The 21189-nt window shown below is 68.5% G+C and carries 19 protein-coding genes; 10 read left to right on the forward strand and 9 right to left on the reverse strand.

The genetic code is table 11. The annotated features are described in order from the left end of the window. Positions 1-56: 56 nt before the first annotated feature. Entirely contained in the window at positions 57-1259 is a 1203-nt protein-coding gene (locus H0264_RS23460) for a DUF418 domain-containing protein (RefSeq protein ID WP_181579540.1), read from the reverse strand. 272 nt (positions 1260-1531) lie between these two features. Between H0264_RS23460 and H0264_RS23465 the strand changes: the two genes are divergently transcribed. The 4 genes from H0264_RS23465 to H0264_RS23480 all read left to right on the forward strand — a co-directional run bounded on the left by H0264_RS23465 (position 1532) and on the right by H0264_RS23480 (position 4490). Then, positions 1532-1756 (forward strand): hypothetical protein, encoded by a 225-nt coding sequence (locus H0264_RS23465; RefSeq protein ID WP_181579541.1) that lies wholly within the window; start codon positions 1532-1534, stop codon positions 1754-1756. Positions 1757-1892: 136 nt separating this feature from the next. Continuing rightward, on the forward strand, positions 1893-2603 hold the full coding sequence (locus H0264_RS23470; RefSeq protein ID WP_181579542.1) for a response regulator: 711 nt from the start codon (positions 1893-1895) through the stop codon (positions 2601-2603). After that, a complete protein-coding gene (locus tag H0264_RS23475; protein WP_181579543.1) occupies positions 2603-3694 on the forward strand; it encodes a sensor histidine kinase in 1092 nt (363 codons plus the stop codon). Before H0264_RS23470 ends, H0264_RS23475 begins: the two co-directional genes overlap by 1 nt. A gap of 166 nt (positions 3695-3860) precedes the next feature. Continuing rightward, positions 3861-4490 (forward strand): MspA family porin, encoded by a 630-nt coding sequence (locus H0264_RS23480; RefSeq protein ID WP_244975923.1) that lies wholly within the window; start codon positions 3861-3863, stop codon positions 4488-4490. A gap of 61 nt (positions 4491-4551) precedes the next feature. On the opposite strand, the gene H0264_RS23485 is transcribed toward H0264_RS23480, so the two are convergent. Then, positions 4552-5310: a histidine phosphatase family protein gene (locus H0264_RS23485; RefSeq protein ID WP_181579544.1), complete on the reverse strand. Its 759-nt coding sequence runs from the start codon at positions 5308-5310 to the stop codon at positions 4552-4554. Between the two features lie 261 nt (positions 5311-5571). Between H0264_RS23485 and H0264_RS23490 the strand changes: the two genes are divergently transcribed. After that, entirely contained in the window at positions 5572-6273 is a 702-nt protein-coding gene (locus H0264_RS23490) for a HalD/BesD family halogenase (RefSeq protein WP_181579545.1), read from the forward strand. A gap of 462 nt (positions 6274-6735) precedes the next feature. On the opposite strand, the gene H0264_RS23495 is transcribed toward H0264_RS23490, so the two are convergent. Continuing rightward, complete coding sequence (locus H0264_RS23495; RefSeq protein ID WP_220139824.1) at positions 6736-8142, reverse strand: pyridoxal phosphate-dependent decarboxylase family protein; 1407 nt, start codon at positions 8140-8142, stop codon at positions 6736-6738. A 327-nt stretch (positions 8143-8469) separates the two neighbouring features. Here H0264_RS23495 and H0264_RS23500 point away from each other — a divergent pair, with 327 nt between their 5' ends. Beyond that, entirely contained in the window at positions 8470-9354 is an 885-nt protein-coding gene (locus H0264_RS23500; RefSeq protein WP_220139825.1) for an SPFH domain-containing protein, read from the forward strand. Between the two features lie 105 nt (positions 9355-9459). On the opposite strand, the gene H0264_RS23505 is transcribed toward H0264_RS23500, so the two are convergent. Continuing rightward, positions 9460-9801 (reverse strand): PQQ-binding-like beta-propeller repeat protein, encoded by a 342-nt coding sequence (locus tag H0264_RS23505; RefSeq protein WP_181579547.1) that lies wholly within the window; start codon positions 9799-9801, stop codon positions 9460-9462. A gap of 46 nt (positions 9802-9847) precedes the next feature. Continuing rightward, positions 9848-10186 (reverse strand): hypothetical protein, encoded by a 339-nt coding sequence (locus H0264_RS23510; RefSeq protein WP_181579548.1) that lies wholly within the window; start codon positions 10184-10186, stop codon positions 9848-9850. A 503-nt stretch (positions 10187-10689) separates the two neighbouring features. On the opposite strand from H0264_RS23510, the gene H0264_RS23515 reads away from it, so the two are divergent. From H0264_RS23515 to H0264_RS23525, 3 genes are all read left to right on the forward strand, one after another. Beyond that, the gene (locus tag H0264_RS23515) at positions 10690-12429 is read left to right on the forward strand and encodes an N-acyl-D-amino-acid deacylase family protein (protein WP_181585774.1); all 1740 of its coding nucleotides are present in this window, start codon (positions 10690-10692) and stop codon (positions 12427-12429) included. Between the two features lie 69 nt (positions 12430-12498). Further along, positions 12499-15801: an ATP-binding protein gene (locus H0264_RS23520; protein ID WP_181579549.1), complete on the forward strand. Its 3303-nt coding sequence runs from the start codon at positions 12499-12501 to the stop codon at positions 15799-15801. Between the two features lie 120 nt (positions 15802-15921). Continuing rightward, complete coding sequence (locus H0264_RS23525) at positions 15922-16569, forward strand: MBL fold metallo-hydrolase (protein WP_181579550.1); 648 nt, start codon at positions 15922-15924, stop codon at positions 16567-16569. A 79-nt stretch (positions 16570-16648) separates the two neighbouring features. On the opposite strand, the gene H0264_RS23530 is transcribed toward H0264_RS23525, so the two are convergent. From H0264_RS23530 to H0264_RS23540, 3 genes are all read right to left on the reverse strand, one after another. Next, positions 16649-17218 (reverse strand): hypothetical protein, encoded by a 570-nt coding sequence (locus tag H0264_RS23530; protein WP_181579551.1) that lies wholly within the window; start codon positions 17216-17218, stop codon positions 16649-16651. Between the two features lie 10 nt (positions 17219-17228). Further along, entirely contained in the window at positions 17229-18230 is a 1002-nt protein-coding gene (locus tag H0264_RS23535) for a fascin domain-containing protein (RefSeq protein ID WP_181579552.1), read from the reverse strand. A gap of 147 nt (positions 18231-18377) precedes the next feature. Then, complete coding sequence (locus H0264_RS23540; protein WP_181579553.1) at positions 18378-19619, reverse strand: cytochrome P450; 1242 nt, start codon at positions 19617-19619, stop codon at positions 18378-18380. Between the two features lie 240 nt (positions 19620-19859). On the opposite strand from H0264_RS23540, the gene H0264_RS23545 reads away from it, so the two are divergent. Beyond that, the gene (locus H0264_RS23545; RefSeq protein WP_181585775.1) at positions 19860-20426 is read left to right on the forward strand and encodes a TetR/AcrR family transcriptional regulator; all 567 of its coding nucleotides are present in this window, start codon (positions 19860-19862) and stop codon (positions 20424-20426) included. Between the two features lie 8 nt (positions 20427-20434). On the opposite strand, the gene H0264_RS23550 is transcribed toward H0264_RS23545, so the two are convergent. Beyond that, entirely contained in the window at positions 20435-21115 is a 681-nt protein-coding gene (locus tag H0264_RS23550; RefSeq protein WP_181579554.1) for a TetR/AcrR family transcriptional regulator C-terminal domain-containing protein, read from the reverse strand. Positions 21116-21189 lie beyond the last annotated feature (74 nt).

Here is a 21189-nt window from a genome sequence, read left to right on the forward strand (position 1 = left end):
AGATTTCGGTTTCCGCCCCGCCGATCGGCGGTCATCACCCGGCGAACGGCGGAGCGTCAGACGGCCGACGCGCTGCCTCCGCCGGTCGGCGGGGCGGGTTTACGCCAGGCCGGAACCGCCAGATTCGTCGCGGCGCGCAATACCCATTCGACCGGGCCGTAGGCGTGACCGCGCAACCATCGAGCGCTGAACCAGACCTGGGCGGCGAATGTCGTCGTGGCGATCGCGACGATGGCCGCGGGCGGGACCTTGCCCGCCAGTCCCAGACCGTATCCGGAGTAGATGAGCATGCACACCACCGACTGCCCGATGTAGTTGGACGCCGCCATCCGCCCCGCCGGGGCCAAGCGGGCCACGGAATCGGCGTAGCGAGAACGGGTCAGCCAGATCAGGCCCGCGATATAGCTCAGCGTCAGGAAGGGGTTGACCAGCCCCTGCAGCGTCGGCCAGAGCGTGGGCGGCGCGATCTCGAGCACCGAGCAGGCGCAGGTCACCAGCGAAACCGGTGCGGCCACAAGGAGTCCCAGCGCCAGAGCGCGAGGTGTCCAGCGGTGCAGCAACTCCCGATCCTGGAAGATCCGCCGCTTGCCCGCCGCGAGACCGATCAGGAACATGCCCAGCGCGGGCACGCCCTGGAATTGCCAGATCTGCATCATCGCCTGCGGGGCCGCGTTCACCTGTGCGGCAAGGGTTTCGGTGAAACTTCCGGTGAAGCCGGGACCGAAGGACGGCAGCGTCATCGCGCCGCCCAGCACGAGCGGCAGCACCTGATATCCGGCGTACAGCAGCAGTCCGGCGATGAGGGCGGTGCGGGCGCGAATTCCACGCAGCAGCACCAGGATCAGGCACAATGCGGCGTACAGCGTGAGGATGTCGCCGAGCCACAAGAACATCACATGCGCCAGGCCGATGGCGAACAAGGCGAGGCTGCGACGCAGCAACCGCGGCACCGGCGCCACCGCGGCCCGTTCGGCGGAAGCCATTTGCAGGGTGAACGAGTACCCGAACAGGAACGCGAACAGCAGATAGAACTTGCCGTCGAAGAACGCGTACTCCAGACCGGAGACCACGCGATCCATGATGCCGCCGCGCTCGGGTGGCGCCACACCGTCGCCCGCCGCCGGAGCGAACATCGCCGACACGACGAGGGTGTTGACCACGACGATTCCGAACAGGGCAAACCCGCGCAGGATGTCGAGCTCATCGATGCGCCGGGCGGCGCTGGGTAAGGAAACCGGCGAATCTGTCCTGTCCGGCATGACTTCTCGTCCCTTCGAATCGGATGCGGCGGGCCCGGGTGACAACGGAAGTCGCCGACTCGCCCGCGATGGCTCCCGGCGACGGTAGGGGCGGCCGCGGCGTCGGCACCATCCGCCGACAGACCGAATACAGCCCGTCGAGCGGATGCCTGCCGGGCCACGGGTATTCAGCCGACCGGCTGGAGACCTCGGCCCCGTGGGCGACGCGGCCACCGATATCCCGCGAATACGGTCGAGACCCTGATCGACACGGAATTCCTGGAGGTAGTCCAATGATGAAGAAACGCTTGCTCGGTGCGCTGGTGGTCGGCGTCGGCCTCACCGCGGCCACGGTCGGCTCGGCCACGCCGGCCTCGGCCTGGCCGGATGCGCCGCACATCGGCGATGCGTGCCATGATCCGGGCGCACGCGACGAAGACCCCTGGGGCACTTCGATCGTGTGCGTCGATCCCGATCCCAATGACCACAGCGCCGACCTGTTCTGGGCGCACGGCTGATCGGAGTTCGCAGCCGGACGGGGTGATTCCCGCCAGGTGGCGGATGGTCGCCCCGCCGGCGAGGACCTAGCGTCGTCACGATGAGCGAGAAGAACGCTGTGCCAGGGCGCACACCGGCGGCGCGAGTGAACCACCCATGCCGAACGAAGTGAGAGACGAGCCCGCAGCGCAGCCTGCCGTCGTCCGCGTGGTGATCGTCGATGACGAGGCGCTGGTGCGTTCCGGGTTCGAGCTCATCCTCGGCGCCGCACCCGATATCGAGGTGGTCGGGACGAGTTGCGGTGGCGGAGCGGTCGAACTGATTGCCGAGCAGCGCCCGGATGTGGTGTTGCTCGATATCCGCATGCCCGATGTCGATGGGCTGACGGTGCTCCGGGAAGTGCGGGCGCTGGCAGCACCGCCCGAGGTGGCGATGCTGACGACGTTCGACACCGACGAGTACATTGTCACGGCGCTGCGGTCCGGTGCGGCGGGATTCCTGCTGAAGGACACCGAACCGGACCAGTTGGCCCAGCTGGTGCGCACCTTGGCGGCCGGCGGGGTGGTGATGTCGCCGAAGGCGGCGGCCACGCTGCTGCACCGCGATTCCGAGTTGGGACGGATGGCGGCCGGTGATGCCGAGGTCGCGCGCGTCAAGACCCTGTCGGATCGGGAGCGCGAGGTGTTGGTGCAACTGGCCGCGGGTCTGTCCAATGCCGAGATCGGCCAGCGCATCTATTTGAGCGTGGGCACGGTGAAGGATCACGTCAGCGCGATTCTGACCAAGCTGCAGGTGGGCAGCCGGGTGCAGGCCGCACTGGTCGCGCAGCGTGCCGGGTTGCTCGCCGGGCAGCGCGAGGATCGTTGATGGCGCGGGTCCGGCCGCCGCGATGGATCGTCGACGTGCTGGCGGTCGCGGTCGCGGCGGCGGATGCCGTGTTCGGAGCCGTGTATGTCGACCGCAGCGAGTTGGTGTTCGCGGTGATCGCCTGTGCCGCACTGCTTGTACGACGCCGGTGGCCGGTGGCGGTGTTCGCGCTGACCTTGCCGACGGCGCTGACCGGGCTCATTGTCGCCCCCGCCGTCGCCCTGTACACGGTGGGCCGACTGCGCCGGGAGCGGTCGGTGGTTTTCGGGTGCGCCGGCGCGGTCGCGGCGGTGTCGGCCGCCGCGTCCTTCTGGCCGCCGGATTTCGGTTCGCACGCCGATGCGATGGTCTACGTCGCATTCACCGCGGCATGGGCCGCCGCGCCGGTCCTGTTCGGTCTGCTCATGCGCACCCGGGACGAGCTCGCCCGGCGGCTGGTAGAGATCGAGGAGGCCCGTGACCACGAACGCAATCTGCACGCGCAGGCGGTGCTGGCGCGCGAACGCGCGCAGATCGGCCGCGAGATGCACGATGTGGTCTCCCATCAGGTCAGCCTGATCGCCGTGCGTGCCGGGGCCCTGGCTGTCGCGGCTCCCGATCAGGAGACCCGGGAGGCCGCGCGGACGATTCGGGGATTGAGCGTCGCGACGCTCGACGAATTGCGAAGCCTGGTAACGCTGTTGCGGGCCTCCGGCGGCCAGGCCACGGCGCTCACACCCCAGCCGACCCTGGCGGATCTGACGACGCTGATCGATTCGAGCGGTATCGCGGTGGAGTTCGCGGGGACGCTGCCCGACGACGTTTCCGGTGCGGGTCAGCGTGCGGTCTACCGAACGGTACAAGAGGCTCTGACCAACGTCCGCAAGCACGCGCCCGGCGCCACCGCCGAGGTATGTCTGTGGTCGGACGCGGAGCGATTCGGAGTGGTCGTCACCAACGCGCCGCCGACTCGCGGCGCACTGGCGCTGCCGGGGTCCGGGCACGGTCTCATCGGATTGGCCGAACGCGCCGAGTTGCTGAACGGTCAAATGTTCAGCGGCCCAACCGAAGTGGGCGGCTTTCGGGTCGAACTGCGGCTGCCCCGAACCTAGCGCCGGCGAGTCGGCGGGGTGCGCATCCAGCCGCCGGGCGGGCGTGCACCGTCACTCGGCGGATTCCCGCGACAGCGCGAGCGCAACAGAATCGAATACAGCCGCCCCTCAGCGGTTGCTCGCGCCGCGTGCGAGGCGAAATTCTGTCGAAAGTGAACGGATCGAAGTGGCGACAATTGCACGAACATCGCAGGTCTGCACGGGGACCCTGCTGGTCGCGTTGGTGATGGGCGCCGGAACCGCCGCCGCCGAGGCGGTCACCGACAGGTCCCGCCAGACGGTGACCGACGACGGCTGGACCCTGACGATCACCAAATCCGGTGAGAACCTCGACCGCTGGCCCAGTCTGGCCGGATCTCCGGTCAGCCGTGAGGGTTTCGTCTCGCTGAAGGCCACCGCCGAGATCACTGGCAACAGCGGGCAGCGCCCGACGACCGGCACGATCATCCTGGGCTACCAGATCGGTTGTGCGGTGGACGTTTCCAGTGGTGCCGTGCTGGGTGTCGGGGCCACACTCGGTGCGAGCGTGGGAGTCTCGTTCACGAAACCCCCGGGTGTGACGGCCTCGGTGACACCGACCATTGCCGTCACGATCAAACCGGGCACCATCGAGACCATCACTCTCGGCACCAAACCCCTGACGGAATCCCGGGGTTCGATCACCGCCGAACAGGTTCAAGTGAAGGTGGACGCCTGTGCCGGCCCGGTCAGCCTGCGCTCGTTCGCCACCGCGGCGATTTCCACCCCGACCGCCGACAACAACATCACCGTTTACGGTGACGCCCAGCAACTCTGAAAGACGACCGCGCCCCGGTGTCACCGATCGTGTCGGTGCCACCGGGGCGCGGAAGGGTGAATCAGCCGATGTCCGGGTGGCCGACCCACTCGGTGATCGTCCAGCCCTTCTGCGGGCTGCCCTTGAGTACGACGCGGCCGCCGTTGCGCATCGGATCGGTGCCGAGCTTGCTCTTGTCGGCGTTGTCGGCGTTCATCATCGACCAGAACATGATGGTGCCGCCGTGCGAGAAGATCACCGGGTTGGCGCAGCCGCGGCGCTGCACATCGAGCAGTGCCTGATCGACGCGGCCGTCGAACTCATTGCCGTCGATGGAGCCGGGAATCCGTGCGCTCAGGTCACCGGAGAGCCACTTGATCGGCGCCTGGAGGTACCCGGACATCGCCTGGGACTCCGGGGTGCCCTCGTACTGGCCCGCCTCGATCTCCCGGAAGCCGGCCTGAATGTTGAGGCTCAGGTCCTTTTTGGCGACGGTCGGCGCCGCGGTCTGCTCGGTGCGGACCATGGTGGACGCGAAGGCGCAGTCGAACTTCTTGTCGGCCAGCTGGACAGCCAGATTGTCCGCCTGTGTCCGGCCGCGCGCGGTCAGGTCGGGTCCGGGCACCTTGGTGTCGATCAGGCCGGAGGTGTTACCGGTGGACTCGGCGTGGCGCACCAGGGTGATGACCATTTCGCCGGCGCCGATACCGGCGCTGCTGCCGGAGCTGCCCCCCGAGCTTCCGGAACCGGTATCGGCGGACACGACGCCGGTGGTGGCGGCTGTGGCCGCGACCGCGGTCGCCATCACCGCAAGGGATAGGCGAATGGATCGAATTCGCATGGGTGGGAATGCCTTTCATTGTGGGTAACGCCACTTCAGGTCTGCCGGAGAACCGAAGGCCGACGTGTCGCGTCTCACAGAAGCAGCTCTGCGCTCTGAGCGACTACGCGGTATCCCATTCATCGGGATGCCGTGCCCACCGGACCGCGCGCGGGCGAAACCACCGGATTGTGCGGCATCGTGCCGCGCGGGGCGCTCGCCGTATGTCACAGTGGGCTGACGATGCTCGGACCGGCGATCACGGCAGAGGGTGTGCTCGGCATGCGAATTTCGTTGGCCTACAACCAGACTCCCACTGCCGGAGCGGCGGTCCGCGCCGCGTTGCGCGACAGGTTCGCGATCGAGGGGTACGCCCCGTTGCCGGAGCTGTTCGACGCCGCCTCGCTGGCCGGGCTGGACAGCGAACTCACTCGGCTGGAGCTGGCGTGCACGCGCCGTGATTTCCGCATGGCGTGCATGGATGGGTCACCGCGCCACATGACCACACTGGGCGGTCAGGCCATCGCCACCGGCTCGGCGCTGATCCCTCGCCTGTACGACGACCCGTCCCTGCGGGAATTGCTGTGCGCGATCACCGGACTCGAACTGATCGCCGTGCCCGATCCACTCGAACGGCATGTACTCAATATCCTGCACCGCCCCGGTGACACCCACGGAGCGCACATCGACGACTATCCGATCGCGCTCGTGGTCTTCCTCGAAGCGCCGCCCGGCCCGCCGGACGGCGGGCTGCTCGAGTACCTGTCCGACAGCACCGATCTGCGCCGATTCGCCATGGGGCAAACGCGTTTCGCGTATCACCGGCGAGGAGATGCCTACCTGCTGCGCAGCGATACCACCGCTCATCGGGTAACCCCGTTGCGCCGCTCGGGGATTCGAAGGGTCGCCCTCAACTTCGCCTACACCACTGAAGAATTCACCCCCGTCCGCACCTCGTCGGCTGCCCGGCTCTACGGCCGGTGACGGTATCGGCCCCGAATTTGGTCAACTGTTCATTTTCGGCGGCGGAGGCTGTCGATTCCAGTGCGAAAGTCCTCTTTTCGGAGGCTGGAATGCCCTTGTGCTCGAAAGATATTCATGATCTATGCAGGTCAAAAGCCTGGGGTGAAACTGGATTCGGGCAAAAGGAACATTTCCATTCGGGGGCAATATTGTGGCTAACTTTGATTGGTGGCATAGTCAACCAACGAGGCGGGTTGAGCCCCCGCCTCTCTCGGAAAAGCGTGTCGCCGAACAGAATTCGCCCAATTCCCTGAGTTCGGCGACACGCCCACGAGCAGGATTCCCTGCTGAGCGAATCCTCGGCTCCGAATCCGCACCCTATGGTACGCGGCCGAATGCCTGTTCTGTGCGGATCTCACGAACCGGGTCGGGCCGTGCGGGGAGCGGGTATTCGAGGGCGTCCGGAACGGCCGCCCGGGGTATTCACCTCGGCATCGGCACGCTGCTCGCCGGCGCGGAGGTGTGTGCGTCTTCGAGTTCTGTTGCGCTGGTGAGGATTTCCTCCAGGAGAGTGTCGATGTGCTCGGGACCGGTGCGGTGGTTGCAGATGCAGGCGCGCAGGACGGTGTCGCCTTCGTGGTCGACGGTGGCGAGGTAGGCGCGGCCGCGGGCCTGGACCGTCTCGGCGAGAGCGGTGTGGGAGCCGATGCCGCGCACGCGGAAGCAGACGACCGGCAGCGGTCCGCAGGCCAGCAATTCCAGTCGCGGTTCGGCGGTGATGCGGTCGCGCAGGTAGCCGGCCATGCGGTCGTAGTGTTCGAGCAGCGCGATGACTCCGCTGCGGCCGAGCTGGTGCAGCGTCGCCCACAAGGCGAAGGCGCGGGTACCGGGGCGGGTCAGCTCGAAGGTGTATTCCGACATCCACGGCAGGTTCTCGTCGCTGTCGAGATAGGAGGCGCGGAAACCGAACGCCGCGCGTAGCCGCTGCGGATCGGTGACCAGCGCCGCCCCGCAGCCCACCGGCACCGACAGCGTCTTGTGCGGATCGACTGTCAGGGAATCGATCTCGGCGATGCCGTCGTAGGCCGGGGCCCAGCCCGGCACCTGGATGCCGAGCCCACCCCAGGCGCCGTCGGCGTGATGCCACATGCCGTGCTCACGGCACACCGCGGTGATCGGCGCCGGGGTGTCGACCGCGCCGGTGGGAGTGCTGCCGAGATTGGACACCACGCAGAACGGCAGCAGCCCGGCCGCGCGGTCGGCCCGTACCGCCGCGGCCAGCGCCTCGACATCCATGCACCGGTCGGGCGTGGTGGCGATGACCCGCACCCGCGCGCGGGGGATGCCGATCACCGCGGCGGCCTTGGCGACCGACATGTGCGCCTGCACGCCGCAGTAGGCGACCAGACGGCCATGTGCCGCATCGTATTCCGGGCCGTCGAGCGCCTGGTGCCGTTGCAGGAACCAGTGCCGCGCGGCCGCCAGGCACAGCAGGTTGGCCATCGATCCACCGCTGGTGAGGACGCCGCCGGTGGATTCGGCCATGCCCGCCAGCCGAGCCAGATCGGCGATCACTCCGCGTTCGAGGTCCATCAGCGCGTGCTCGCCCATGCCGCAGGTGGCGTTGATCGCGGTGGCCAGCAGTTCGGCGATGACCCCGGCCGGTGACGGCGGGGAGTTGATCCAGGCGAAGAACGCCGGATGCCCGTTGCCCGTCGGATAGGGCGCGAGCGACTGCTCCGCGAAGTCGAGCACCCCGAACAGCTCCCCGCCCGGTTCGGCCAGCCCACCGGACCCCAGACGCCGCCGCAGTTCTGCGGGCAGCCGGCGGGTCACCGGCCCCTGCTCCAGCCGATCGAGGTACTCGGCCACCCACTGCGCACTCGACACCAATTCATCGCGAAAGGCTCGCGGATGCACCCTCAACACCGAATCACGATCGGCGACCGACCGTGCGGACCCGCTCTCCTCAACCCCAGCCCAAGCCCCTGACACCATTGTCGTGCTCACACCCTTTGTTCGGAGTTGCCTGCTCAGGACATCGGAATCGTAGGGGCAGGTCCGGACTCTCAGCCGGTACGGCGCGAACTCCCCGACAACAATTTGATCTTGGCCGCCGGTTGCTCCGGGTGGAAGGGGGCGATGCGCGCCGGGCCGATATTCGGGGCAGTCCGAAATCGGTTGGTGGACAGCCTATTCTGATCACACACTGTCGGCATGAGGCGGATGCGTTGGTGGGCGCCGATGCTGGGCGTGCTGTTGCTGATCGGCGTGATATCGGCAACCGGCTGTTCGGTGGCGCCGAATCCTGATCAGTCGGGGCTGGAGTACGACGCGGGACCTTTCAGCGCGACCACGTTCTCCAATTGTGTCGCGCCGGGCAGCCGGGAGTATCACGGACCGGGAGATCAGGTCTATCTCTACCCGGCGGGGCAGCGGACCTTCGAATTCGCCGACCATGAGGATGCGGAAATCGGCAAGGCCACCGTGGTGTCCAAGGACGACCTGGAACTCCAGGTGACGGGCCTGGTGACCTTCAGTCTCAATATCGAGTGCGGCACCTTGCGGCAGTTCCACGAACGCATCGGCATCAAATACGAGGCATACGAATACGACGGATGGGTGCGGATGCTGCGCGATTACATCGGCCATCCGCTGGAGCGGGCTCTCGACGACGCCACGAAGGCGTACGCCTGGCGTGATCTGTACACGAGCGCCGAGACCAAGGGCCAGTGGGAACGCGCGGTCGGCGAACTGACTGCGAAATACATTGCCGAGCAAGGCGGAGAGGCGTTCTTCTGCAGCCCGGTCTACACCCCCGGCACCGGCGGCGATTGCGGCGATCCGCAGCTGACCATTCAGCAACCGGTCCCGCCGGAATCGGTCCGGGCGGCTTTGACCGATACGCAGCGCGCCATCGAGGCGACGCGCGCCCAGGGCGAGGAGAACGTCCGGGTGAACACCGAGCTGGAGGCGATCCGGCGTCTGGTGGAAGTGCTCGGCCCCGACGGTTACGTGCTGTATCAGGCCATCAAGGACGGCAAGGTGCAGGTGGTCCCCGTTCCCAATGGCGGCGGCGTCAATATCACTCCGGGCGGCTGATGCGCCCGAGCTCCGGCCCGACTGTCGATGGCTTCGACAGTGCACCCAGGGGTGGCGCGCTCGGTCATCGATGGCCGCCGCCAACTTCTTGACACTTCCCGTCGGTCAGGATGAGCGCCAGTCCGTGCTCAGGTGCAGGATACTGCCCAGTTCGGTGCCGAGGATCAGCCCGCCGGAAGCCGCGGTGACCGAGGCCAGCGGTTCGCCGTTGTGCACGTCGCAGGTGCTTCCGGCGGTGGGATCGATGCGCACCAAGCGTCCCGAAGCGCTTGCGGCGTAGAGCATTCCGTCAGGACAAGGCCCCAGCCGGGAATCGGGGCCGGTGGGACTGTCGCCGTGGTTCACGTACAGCATCCTGTCCGGCCCCGTGTGGATGGCGGCGGGGAACGGCAGCAGCACAACGGCTGTCAGCTCACCGGCCGGGTTGTAGCGTTCCCGCCGCAGCACCACCGCAGGGTGAGCGGTCGCGGCCGACCCGGCCGCCGGTCGCGCGCTACCAGCCGAAGGTGACGACCTCCCATCGCTGCAAGGTGCCGGGCGTATCGCAGTGCGCCCAGGACTGCTGGGCACCCCACACCACCGGGCCGCGGCGTTCGTAGGTGGCCCAGCTGCTGCCGAAGTATCCCCACCAATGGCGGCACTGAATCTTCACCTGATGCCAGCCGAACCAGTAGCACGTCGAATACGCCGCGCTGTTGTTCACCGGATACGCGGCGCATTCCGGGCCCCACCACGGTTGCGCCTGCGCGGGCGCGGCGCCCAGCGCGACCCCTGAGCCGAGCAGCGTGGCTGCCGCGGCGCTCACCAGCATCCGCTTGCCGAACGACTTCATGACGACCTCCATCAGCGTGGGGCTCGAAGCCCCCAACCCTGATAGGCCCACGCACAATTCGAAACTCAGCAGTGCGCTGCGTTCAGCGAACCGCTCTTACATGACTTACGTCACAATCGAGCGCGCTGTCGTTACACGCTGGGCCGGCCGCTACTTCCGATTGCGGTATTCGGCGATTTCGCGTGCGCGGAAGTCCATATTGTTGCGGTCGTGGAAGAACGCGAACACTCCCACCGTCGCAATGCCCGCGAGAATGAGCGTTGTCATGAGGTACCGCCCTTCGTCGTTCGGAAGAAATAGGGATCTTCGGCAAGATTAGGATTCCGCATCGCGGCCCGGCAATGCGATGGGATCGACGGCACAGTCGGTGGTGGCGTGCTCACCTCGGCGGCCGAATGTGATCTGCGCCTACTCCTCGGCGTGTCTTCGGCCTGTGACAGTGGCTGAAGTCGTTCGTGCAGTTGCCTATTGACTGTGCTGGGCGGCCGGGATGCACTGGGATGGTGAGCTACGACACGATCATCAAGGGTGGCCGTTGGTTCGACGGCACCGGCGCCGCCTCGGCTGTCCGGCATCTCGGGTTGCGGGGTGATCGCGTCGTCACGGTGACCGCGCAGCCGCTGGACGAGTCCGGTTGCTCGAATGTGGTCGATGCCGAGGGTAAATGGGTGATGCCCGGCATGATCGACATTCACACGCATTACGACGTGGAAGTATTGAAAGCGCCGGCGTTGACCGAATCCGTGCGCCACGGGATCACCACGGTGCTGCTGGGGTCGTGCTCACTGTCGACCGTGCACGTGGACGCCACCGCGGCGGGGGATCTGTTCGGGCGGGTCGAGGCCATTCCGCGCCGGCATGTGATGGAAGCGGTCGCGCAGAAGACCTGGCGTTGCGCGCATGAATACGTGGCGGCCCTCGAGGATCTGCCGCTCGGGCCGAATGTGGCCGCGCTGCTGGGGCATTCGGATATTCGCACGGCGCTGATGGGTTTGGACCGGGCCACCCGCAAGCGGGTGCGTCCGACCGCGGCGGAGCAGGCCGCGATGGAGGCGGCGCTGCACGAGGCGCTCGACGCGGGTTTCGTGGGCATGTCGGCGCAGCAGCTGCTGTTCGACAAGCTCGACGGCGAGGTCGCCCGCTCGCGCACGCTGCCGTCCACCTACGCCCGGGCGCGCGAACGCCGCCGCCTGAATGCCATTCTGCGACAGCGTGATCGCGTGTTGCAGGCCGGTCCCGACGTCACCTCGCCGCGCAGTATCGCCGCCATGACGCTGAGCAGCGCCGCCGTGTTCCGCCGCCGGCTGAAGACCACTCTGCTGTCGGCCGCGGACCTCAAAGCCAATCCGTTCCTGGTCCATCTCATGGGCCCGATCGCCCGGCTGGTGAACGCGCTGGGCGGTGACTTCCGCTGGCAGCATCTCCCGGTGCCGTTCGAGGTCTACGCCGACGGCATCGACCTGGTCATTTTCGAGGAGCTGGGAGCCGGTGCGGCCGCGCTGCACCTGTCCGATCAGGTGGAGCGCAATGCCCTGATGCAGGACGAAGCCTTCCGCAGGCGTTTTCGCAAGGAGTACGACGCCCGCTTCGGCATGCGCGTGTGGCATCGCGATTTCTTCGACGCCGAGATCGTGGCCTGCCCGGACGACACGGTGATCGGCAAGACGTTCGGCCAGGTCGGTGTGGACCGGGGCGGCCTGCATCCGGTCGACGCCTTCCTCGATCTGGTGGTGGAGCACGGCACGAAATTGCGCTGGCGCACCACGATCTCCAATCACCGCCCCCGTTTCCTCGACAAGCTCAGCGCCAGTCCCGCTGTGCAGCTGGGTTTCTCGGACGCCGGCGCGCACCTGCGCAATATGGCCTTCTACAACTTCGGCCTGCGTTTCCTGCAGCGGGTGCACCGGGCCGAGCAATCCGGCCGCCCGTTCCTCTCGCTCGAGCAGGCGGTGCACCGCATGACCGGTGAGCTGGCCGACTGGTACGGCCTGGACGCGGGCCACCTGCGCGAAGGCGACCGCGCGGACCTGATCGTCGTCGATCCCGCCCACCTCGACGATTCTCTCGACGCCTACGCCGAGGAACCGATCCCGGTGTACGACAACCTGTCTCGCATGGTGAACCGCAATGACGCCGCCGTCTCGGCCGTGTTCATCGGCGGCGACCGCGTCTTCGGCGACGGCGAACCCGCTGACATTCTCGGCACCCGCCGCACCGGCCGATTCCTTCGCGCGACGAACTGACAACGGCCAGGGGCGCGGCCCGGCGATAGGCTGCGAGGGAGGCAGCCGCGAGGAGGGCGCGTGTCGGGCATGGCACCGATCGGTCGGGAGCACGCGGAATCGGTGCTGCGCGAAGAACTCCGGCGCACCGTCTCCAGCCACGGCGGGCTGGTCCTGGTCACCGGCGAAGCGGGCATCGGCAAGACCGCGCTGCTCACCCACGTCGTGTCGGAGTTCCAGGCGGAGGCGCTGGTCCTCACCGGCACCGCCTGGTCCGGCGACGGGGTTCCCGGGTACTGGCCGTGGGTGCAGATTCTGCGTGGTCTGCGCACCGCCTGCTGTCCGGAGGAATGGGACGGCATCGTCTCCGGTGCGGGTGCGGCACTGATGTTGCTCATCGACCCCTCGGGTGCGGCGGATTCCGGGGTGGCGGGCGTGCTTCCGGTGGCGCGGGGCGAATCGCGACCGGTGCTGTCGCATCCGGCGAATGCGCCGCAGGCCGGCGGCGATCAACTCTTCGGCATCGGTGACGCGGTGACCACCGCGCTGGTGTCAGCGGCGCGGAGACGGCCGCTCGTCGTGGTCATCGACGACCTGCACCGGGCGGATGCGGAATCGATCCGCCTGCTGACCTTCGTGGCCCGCCACTCCTGGTTCGAACGCATAGCCCTGCTGGCGGCGCTGCGCGACACCGATCTGCACAGCGAAAACGAGCTGCTGCGAACAGCTTTCGCCGAGCTGTGGTCGACGGCGCGCACGATCGAGCTGGCCGGGCTGCCCGCCGCCGACATCGCCGCGCTGGCCGCCCGCGCGACCGGTCGCACCGTCCCCGCCGATATCGCCGCCCGGATGACCGCCCTCACCGGCGGCAACCCATTCCTGGCGGAGCAGACCGCGCGGCTGTGGCACAGCGGCAGCCCCATGGAGACCTTGACCCCGGGTGTCCGCGAGACCCTCGAGGCGCGGCTCGCGCCACTGCCGGGACAGGTGGTGGATGTACTGACCACGGCCGCCTTCTCCGGCCGGGAGTTCGGAATCGCGGTGCTGCAGGCGGCCTTCGAGGCGGGCGGGCCGTCGGCGGCCGAGGTCCCCGGCGCGCTGACGGTGGCCGAGCGCGCCCGATTGATACAGCGTCCGGACGAGGCACGGGCCGTGTTCGTCCACGATCTGGTGCGCGAGACCCTCATGGCCCGGGTCGACGGTTCCGAGGCCCGGTCCCGGCACGAGGCGCTGATCGTGGCGTTGGAGCGTGTGCCCCGCGAGGTTTCGCGGGCCACCCCGGGGGATTTGGCGCACCACGCCTACGCGGCGAGCGACGACGCGACCGATGATCGGGCCTTGGGGTACCTGCTCGCCGCCGCGAACGACGCGTGTGGCCGGATGGCGCCGGGAGAGGTCGCGCAGCATCTGGCGCGTGCGCTCACCGTGTTCCCGGTGGACCAGCCGGCGCGTCGGGCAGAGCTGGAACTGGATCTGGCGGCTGCCTGGCACAGTGCGGGTGACCTGCCGGGCGCCCGCCGCGTCTACGCGGACGTGATCCGTTCGGCGCGTGCACGATCGGACGCGGAGCTGTTCGCCCGTGCCGCGCTGGGCCTGCACGAACTGGGCATGCCGGACCCCGAAGGCGCGGCCGCGCAAGAGATCGAGCTGATCGACGCGGCGCATGCGCTGTACATCGCACAGCGATCGGCCGCGGACCCGCTGGCCGTTCGCCTGCTGGCAGCCGCCGCCCGAGTCCGCGTGCACACCGGATCATCGAGGCGCACAACGGATTCCATGGCCACCGCCGAGACCATGAGTGCCGACGCGCTCCGCCTGGCCCGCCGATCGGGCGACGGGCACGCCCTGGGATTGAGCCTGGTGGCGCGCCACGATGCCATCTGGCGGCCGGGCACCGCGGCCGAACGGCTCGCCCTCGCCGACGAGATTCACGCGCTGGGGGAGCGGTCCGAAGACGACGACCTGCGCGGGCAAGGTTTCGTGCTGCGAATCGCCGCCCTGCTCGAATTGGGCGACCCGCGAACGCATCTCGAACAGGCCGCCTTCACCGCCTTCGCCGACCGGTCGCGCCTGCCCCGCCCCCGCTTCATGGCCCGCTCCCGCGCCGCCGCCCTCGCCGTGCTCGCCGGCCGCTTCGACGAGGCGGCCCAGGCCATGGACAGCGCCTACGCCCTGGGTGAGCGCATCGGCGAAGTGGACCGTCTCCCACTCTGGTTGGAGCAGCGCTGGGCGCTCGCCCTCACCGCCCGGACCGCCGCCACCGACATCCACGCCAGGTACCGGGAACTGGGCGGCGCCTACCCGATCGTGCCCCGCCTCATCGAAGCCGCCCGCCTCCTCGACCCCGAAGGACCGCTCTTCGGCGCCGGCGACGACAGCGCTGTCACCGCCGGCGGACCCGACCGGAGCAGTGGTGACCCCGTCGACGTCGAGGCCCGATTCGCCACGGTGCGAGGCGGTTTCGACGAGGTGCGCGCCCTGCTGGAAACCTATCCGCGGCACTTCCACGCGGGGCCGCTGGTCGCTCTCGCGTACGCCGCGATCGTGCTGGACGAGCCCGAACCGCGCAAGATCGCCTGGGATGCGCTGTGGCCGCTGCGGGGATTGTGGGCCGTGGTGGCGGGAGGGGGTGCGGTGTACGGGCCGTACTCGTACTGGCTGGGGCGGCTGATGGCCGCGCAGGACCCCGTGGCCGCGACGACGGAATTGGAGTCCGCCGTCGCCGCTGCCCGCCGCCTGCGCGCGGCCCCCTGGGTGGCAGCCGCTGAAAGAGCTTCGGCCCGAATGCATTCCGGTGGACCTCGGGGCGAGGCGCTGCGGGACCATGCGGCGATGGAGCCGTCGGGTGCGGTCTTCCGGCTCGCCGACGGCGTGTGGACGCTGCGCTTCGGCGGCCGGACCCTGCATCTGCCCGCTGCCAAGGGGCTGCGTGATCTGCATACGCTCGTGTCGCATCCGGGGCAGGAGATCTCCGCGCTCGAGCTCGCCGGTGGTCCCGGCGCTGCCGAGGTGGTGCGGGGCGCGCGCAGGCTCGGTGCGGACACGGTGCTCGATGAGCGCGCCAAGGCCGAGTACCGTCGCCGGCTCACCCACCTCGACGCCGAAATCGAGCGCGCGCGTGAACTGTTCGATGACGGTCGGGCCGCCGCGGCCGACGCCGAACGTGCGGCGCTGCTCGACGAACTGCGTCGTGCGGCGGGCTTGGGTGGCCGCACCCGTCTGCTCGGTGATGACGCCGAACGCGCCCGCAAAACCGTCTCCGCCCGCATCCGGGATTCCCTGCGCCGCATCGAACGCGGCCATCCGGCCCTCGGCGAGCATCTGCGCGCCTGCGTGGCCCTGGGCGTCGTCTGCCGTTACGAGCCGCAACGCGACATCCGCTGGACGGTCTGAGCCGGGCCGCGGAATCGCGATCGGCATCCAGCGGCGCGGATCCAGCAATGCTGGATCCGTTCTCGCGCCTTACCGATAACGGGCCGCCCATACCGGCGACCCACGCGAGAGGAGCCGACCATGCGACAGATCGCCCCCGACCTCTGGGTCACCGACGCCCAGAACCCCGCTCCCGGCCTGTACACCCACGCCTACCTGTGGACCCGCCCGGACGGCAATATTCTCTTCTACAACACCACCCTCCCCGCGGAGATCGACCACATCGCCGAATTGGGCGGCGCCGCCCACCAATACCTGAGCCACCAGGACGAAATCACCTCCACCCTGGCCACGCTCGCCGAACGCTTCGGCACGAAACTCCACATCCATGCCGTCGAAACACCCCTGGTCACGGCGACCACCGTCGACGACGCCTTCACCGGCCGTCACACCGGAGTCGGCGGCCTCGAAGTCATCCCGGCCCCCGGCCACACTCCCGGCAGCACCGTCTACCTGGCCGAAATCTCCGGCCGCCGTTACCTTTTCACCGGCGACACCATCCTGCGCGGCGAGCAGGGTGATTGGTGGGCCGGCTACCTGGAGGGCTACAGCGACCGGGACGCCCTGCTCGCCAGCCTCGATCTGCTGGCGACCCTGACCCCGCAGGTGATCCTGTCCAGCGCGGTCATGGACGGCACCGACTACACCGACCTCGGTGATCGCCCGTGGGCCGACGCGGTCGAGGAGGCACGCCGGGCCCTGCGCAACGGCGCGGCCATCGTCCCGTGATCGGCCCGCGGATATCGGCGCGGGCTCGCCCTGTCTCACGGCGAGCTCGCGTCCGTTCGGCCGCAGTCGTATTCGATGGTCAGGCGGGCGGGGCGGTCGTATTGCGGGCCAGTTCCGACAGTTCGGCGAGGAAGTCCGCGGCGGGTACGGGTTTGCCTTCCTTTCCGATGGGGGAGGGCTCGAGCGGCGCCAGCAGGTCCTCGGCCGGCGAGTGCAGCCACAGCGCCATCAGGTAGAGGGCGGGGATGCGCAGCAGACGCAGCTCGTATCCCTTCTTCTCCAGCTGCGGGAGTTTGCGGAGGGTCTTGACCGCCTTGTCGGTGCCGACCCCGAACGGGCCCTCGGTGAACTGCGCAACCTCCTGGGAACCGTCGGGAGCCTGGACGGTTTCGGCGCTCGCGATGATCTGGCTGCCATCGGTCACCAGGTAGCGCCAGCCGACCGGCCGGGCGCGGTCGAGGCCGGCGTTCGCAGCCAGGTCGTCGAGCCCCATGGTGAAAACCTCATGGGGCGTGGACAGTTCGAGCCGGTTCCGGGGGGTGGCTTCGAGTGCCCGGGTGGAGAACTTCCCGCTGTCGGCGAAGGCGTGCAGACGTCGCGTCACCGCGCCGGGGACATCGGCGGGCGGCTCGGGCAGATGCAGTGGCATGACGGGGTCCTCAGCGCTTGGTCTTGTAGGAATGGGTCCAGGTGCCCGAACCCTGGTAGGCATTGCGGTAGGAGGCGTCGGTGACATCCGAATCGCCGTACCACGGGTCGGCGACGCTGACGTACTCGACGCCATCGGCCACGAACCGCGCGCGCAGCACCATGAAGTGCCCGCCGCCACCGGCCCATCCGACCCGGGTGCCGACCGGTAGGGCATGGGTCAGTTCGGTGGCGAGCTGGAGGGTGGTCATGGGCCCCATGATCTGGTTGTAGTGCCCGACCCGCTGCAACGCTCGATCCAGCCACCACGGTTGATTGCACGGGTACACCGATCCCGCGCCACCGCAGCAGTCGGAGCGGCCGACCTCGGCATCGACCACCGCGCACTGCGTCCACTGCGATGCGGGGTTGTAGAAGAGTTCGACGCTGGCCGCCGTTGCGGCCCAGCACCATTGGGTCTGCTGCTGGTGCTGCATCCGGAAGTCCAGGCGTTGATCGGCCGGCTCGAGCAAGAACTTCTCGTGGACGCCGCCGTCGGCGGCGAACTGGCAGTTGACCGTTCCGCCGCCGCTGCCGCTGAACGCGGTGACGCCGGTGCCGTTCAAGCGCAGGTACACCTTGGGGAAGGCGATCGACTCGAGCGAGAACGATCCGTCCGGTTGCGGGCCGGCGTGGAACTTCTCGTACGGCCCCGGCCCGCCGGAACCGTACTGGCAGTTGACCGTTCCGCCGCCGGAGGTGGTCTGCGTGGTCACCCCGCTGCCATCCATCCGCAGATAGACCTTCGGGAACGCCACGGACTCGAAGGCGTGGGAACCGTCGGACTGCGGCCGGACCCGGAACTGCTCGTAGGACCCGGCCGTGTACTGGCAGTTGACCAGGCCGCCTCCGTAATCGGCGGGGCTGCTGACCCCCGAACCGTCCAAGCGCAGGTAGACGTTCGCGAAGGCCGTCGATCGCAGGGTGATCGGAGTCTCGCCCAGACTGGCGAGGTCGGCTGCTGACAGTGGCATGATGCGCCTTCTTCCGTCCCGGTGGGATGGGTTCAGTGTCGGCAGCCGCGCCGCCGGGCAGGAAGGGTCTTTGGTCCCGAATCGATCGCGTGTCCAGCAAGCGGTAGGCAACGAAACCGGTTGGGATGCAAGGTAACTCGTGATCGTCTACGGGGCCGTGATGCGCAGTGGGAGCGTCCTGTGCCTGCGCACGAACAGGCTCGGCACCCACTGCGGCTCCCGATCGGGATCGAGGGCGATGCCGGTGCTGCGCTCGAGCAGGGCGGCGATGGCCGCGTGTGCCTCGACCTTGGCCAGCGCCGACCCCAGGCAGAAGTGCGCGCCCTTGCCGAAGGCGAGTTGCGTTCGGGCGCTGCCTCTTTCGAGGTCGAAGGTATCGGGATCGGGGTGGGCGGCGGGGTCGCGGTTGGCCGCACCCCACAGCAGCAGGAGATGGCTGCCCGCGGGCAGGGATAGTCCGCCCAGGTCGGTATCGCGGGTGACGTGGCGGTGGTGGGCGCGGAAGGGGGACTCCAGGCGGAGGGTCTCCTCCAGGAATGCGCCCAGCAGGTGGGGCTGTTCGCGCAGGCGGTGTTGGAGGGCGGCGTCGGTCGCCAGAATCCTTGCGGCACTGGCGATCAGGCCCGCGGTCGATTCACCGCCGGCGCCGACCAGCTGCACCAGGATGAGCACGGCGACCTCGTGGGTGAGTGTTCCGGTCGCGCAGGCCCGGCCCAGGACCGCGAGCAGGTCGGTGCCCGAATCCAGCTGTGCCGCATCGGCTCTCGCCTCGGTGAGACGCTCGTGCAGGTAGCCGGTGAGTTCGGCGGCGGAGGTGAGCAGCGGGAGCAGCCGTTCCTCGGACACCACGCCGCCGAGCATTTCGGTGCTGTCGTAGGCCCAGCGCAGCAGTTGCGGCACATCCGCGGCGGGCAGGCCGATGAGGGCGGCCACCACGGCCAGGGGCAGTTGGTCGGCCATTGCGGTGGCCCAGTCGATCCGCCCGTCGCGCAGTTCCCGCGACCACAGCCGGTCCACCAGGTCGCCGACGACCGGGCCGATGTCGCGAATCCGCTTGGCCAGCACCGAGGAGACGAGTCTGCGATGCGTCCGGTGGGCGGGGTCGTCGGCGGTGGCCAGCACGTGCAGGGCCTGCCCGCCGTGGTCCATGTCGAAGGTGGCGGCGCGGCCGTCGGGCTGCCGGACCAGCGTGGCGGTCAGATGCGAGGAGAAATCCTCGGTGCGGGCACACGCCTCGGTCACCAGTTCCCAGGACGAGACCAGATAGAACTCGGTGCCCGGCACGCGATGGACCGGTGAATGCTCGCGCAGCGTCCGGTACATCGGATACGGGTCCTCCAGATACGCCGGACCGAAAATGTCGATACCGTCCGCCGACCTCGGTGTCATCGCCGCCTCCGCTGGTTGGAACTCAATGGTGGGCGCAACGGTGGACGCCGCTGAAATGGTTGTCAACGAGCGTCTCTCAATGAGATCCGGCCACCTCGGCGGGCTGGAGAGTTCTCGATCTTCCGAACCGCTTGCTCACTTGAAAGCGTGTGGTCATCCGACTGCCTGCGTCTCGACATCCGTGCGACAGCTCAGGCAATATGTCTCGCGTCGAGATGGCTGAAGGACAGGCAGGTGCCCATGGCGTCGAACCCGCGCGTCGACTGGCTCGCCGGTGGCGACCGGAGAACGGTGGCGCGCAAGCGCATCGAGACGGCCGCCGTCGAACTGTTCCTCGAGCGCGGCGTGGAGCGCGTCAGCATCGAAGACGTGGCCGCCCGGGTAGGTTGCTCGCGGGCCACCCTCTACCGTCACATAGGCGGCAAGACCGAGCTGGTTCGCGCCGTCATGACCACCTCCGCGGCGACGGTCGCGGCGCGCGTGAGCGCCGAGGTCGCCGCCCTCTACGGCTCCCGTCGCGCGGTGGAGGCCATCCTCGCCTCGGTGTCCGCCATCCGCGCCGATCCCGCTCTCTCGCAATGGCTCACCAATGTCCGCTCCGGCGGCGCCGACGAATACCTTTCCACCGCACCGGAACTCGGACGCATCGCCCTCACCGTCACCGGTCTGCCACCCGATGCCGCCACCGCCCAGTGGATCGTCCGCATCGTCCTCGCCCTGCTTGCCTGGCCCCTGCCCGACGCCGCCGCCGAACGAGAAATGATCGAACGCTTCGTCGCCCCCACCCTCGCCCCGCGACCGGCCTGATCTACCGCTCAGTGGGTGACGCGCAGGCGCTCGAGTCCATCGAGGATGAGGTCCAGACCGAACTCGAATTCGGTCTGATCGTCACACCAGCCCAGGGCGGGGGAGGCCGCGTCGTGCGGGTCCTCGGCGATCATGCCCGCGATATGCGGGAAGCGATCGGCCATGGCGGCCAGCGCCGCACTCGCCTCGTCGTCGGACTGATCGGCCGGCGGCCCGAACAGTTCCTGGGTGAAGCCCAGCGCCCGGCTGCCAAGTGCGTGCATGGCGTGGTGGGCGAGATCGTAGGAGAACCCGCCGCGGCGCAGAATGCCGATCACCGCGTCGAAGTAGGCGATGATCGACAGCGTCATCGGCGAGCGGGTGCCGATCAGCGCCGGCGCCCACGGGTGCCCGAGCAGGATGCGGCGCGCGGTCAGAATCCTTTGGCGCAGTACCGGTTTCCAGTCCTCGGGTGATTCGAAGGCGATCGGTTCGACGGCCAGGTTGATGGCGTCCAGCACCACTTCGACCATGCCGTCGAGCAGTTCGGCCTTGTTCTTGACGTGGTAGTACAGCGACATGGCCTCGACTCCGAGGTCGGTGGCGATATTGCGCATGGTGACCGCGTCGGCCCCGTCCCGGTCGGCGCGGTCGACGGCGGCGTGCAGGATCTGCTCCCGGCTCAGGCGAGGACGGTGATCGGTGACCATGACCTGCAATTTACCGTACGTCGTAAGTTTTCCCGGTCTTGACAGCCTTACGTTGTAATGCTTCCCTTACGTCA

This window comes from Nocardia huaxiensis, assembly GCF_013744875.1.
GTDB lineage: Bacteria > Actinomycetota > Actinomycetes > Mycobacteriales > Mycobacteriaceae > Nocardia > Nocardia huaxiensis.

Coding starts and splice junctions, on each gene's coding strand:
- H0264_RS23460 (WP_181579540.1), bottom strand. CDS start 1,259: ATGCCGGACAGGACAGATTCGCCGGTTTCCTTACCCAGCGCCGCCCGG.
- H0264_RS23465 (WP_181579541.1), top strand. CDS start 1,532: ATGATGAAGAAACGCTTGCTCGGTGCGCTGGTGGTCGGCGTCGGCCTC.
- H0264_RS23470 (WP_181579542.1), top strand. CDS start 1,893: ATGCCGAACGAAGTGAGAGACGAGCCCGCAGCGCAGCCTGCCGTCGTC.
- H0264_RS23475 (WP_181579543.1), top strand. CDS start 2,603: ATGGCGCGGGTCCGGCCGCCGCGATGGATCGTCGACGTGCTGGCGGTC.
- H0264_RS23485 (WP_181579544.1), bottom strand. CDS start 5,310: ATGCGAATTCGATCCATTCGCCTATCCCTTGCGGTGATGGCGACCGCG.
- H0264_RS23490 (WP_181579545.1), top strand. CDS start 5,572: ATGCGAATTTCGTTGGCCTACAACCAGACTCCCACTGCCGGAGCGGCG.
- H0264_RS23500 (WP_220139825.1), top strand. CDS start 8,470: ATGAGGCGGATGCGTTGGTGGGCGCCGATGCTGGGCGTGCTGTTGCTG.
- H0264_RS23510 (WP_181579548.1), bottom strand. CDS start 10,186: ATGAAGTCGTTCGGCAAGCGGATGCTGGTGAGCGCCGCGGCAGCCACG.
- H0264_RS23520 (WP_181579549.1), top strand. CDS start 12,499: ATGGCACCGATCGGTCGGGAGCACGCGGAATCGGTGCTGCGCGAAGAA.
- H0264_RS23525 (WP_181579550.1), top strand. CDS start 15,922: ATGCGACAGATCGCCCCCGACCTCTGGGTCACCGACGCCCAGAACCCC.
- H0264_RS23530 (WP_181579551.1), bottom strand. CDS start 17,218: ATGCCACTGCATCTGCCCGAGCCGCCCGCCGATGTCCCCGGCGCGGTG.
- H0264_RS23535 (WP_181579552.1), bottom strand. CDS start 18,230: ATGCCACTGTCAGCAGCCGACCTCGCCAGTCTGGGCGAGACTCCGATC.
- H0264_RS23540 (WP_181579553.1), bottom strand. CDS start 19,619: ATGACACCGAGGTCGGCGGACGGTATCGACATTTTCGGTCCGGCGTAT.
- H0264_RS23545 (WP_181585775.1), top strand. CDS start 19,860: ATGGCGTCGAACCCGCGCGTCGACTGGCTCGCCGGTGGCGACCGGAGA.
- H0264_RS23550 (WP_181579554.1), bottom strand. CDS start 21,115: ATGGTCACCGATCACCGTCCTCGCCTGAGCCGGGAGCAGATCCTGCAC.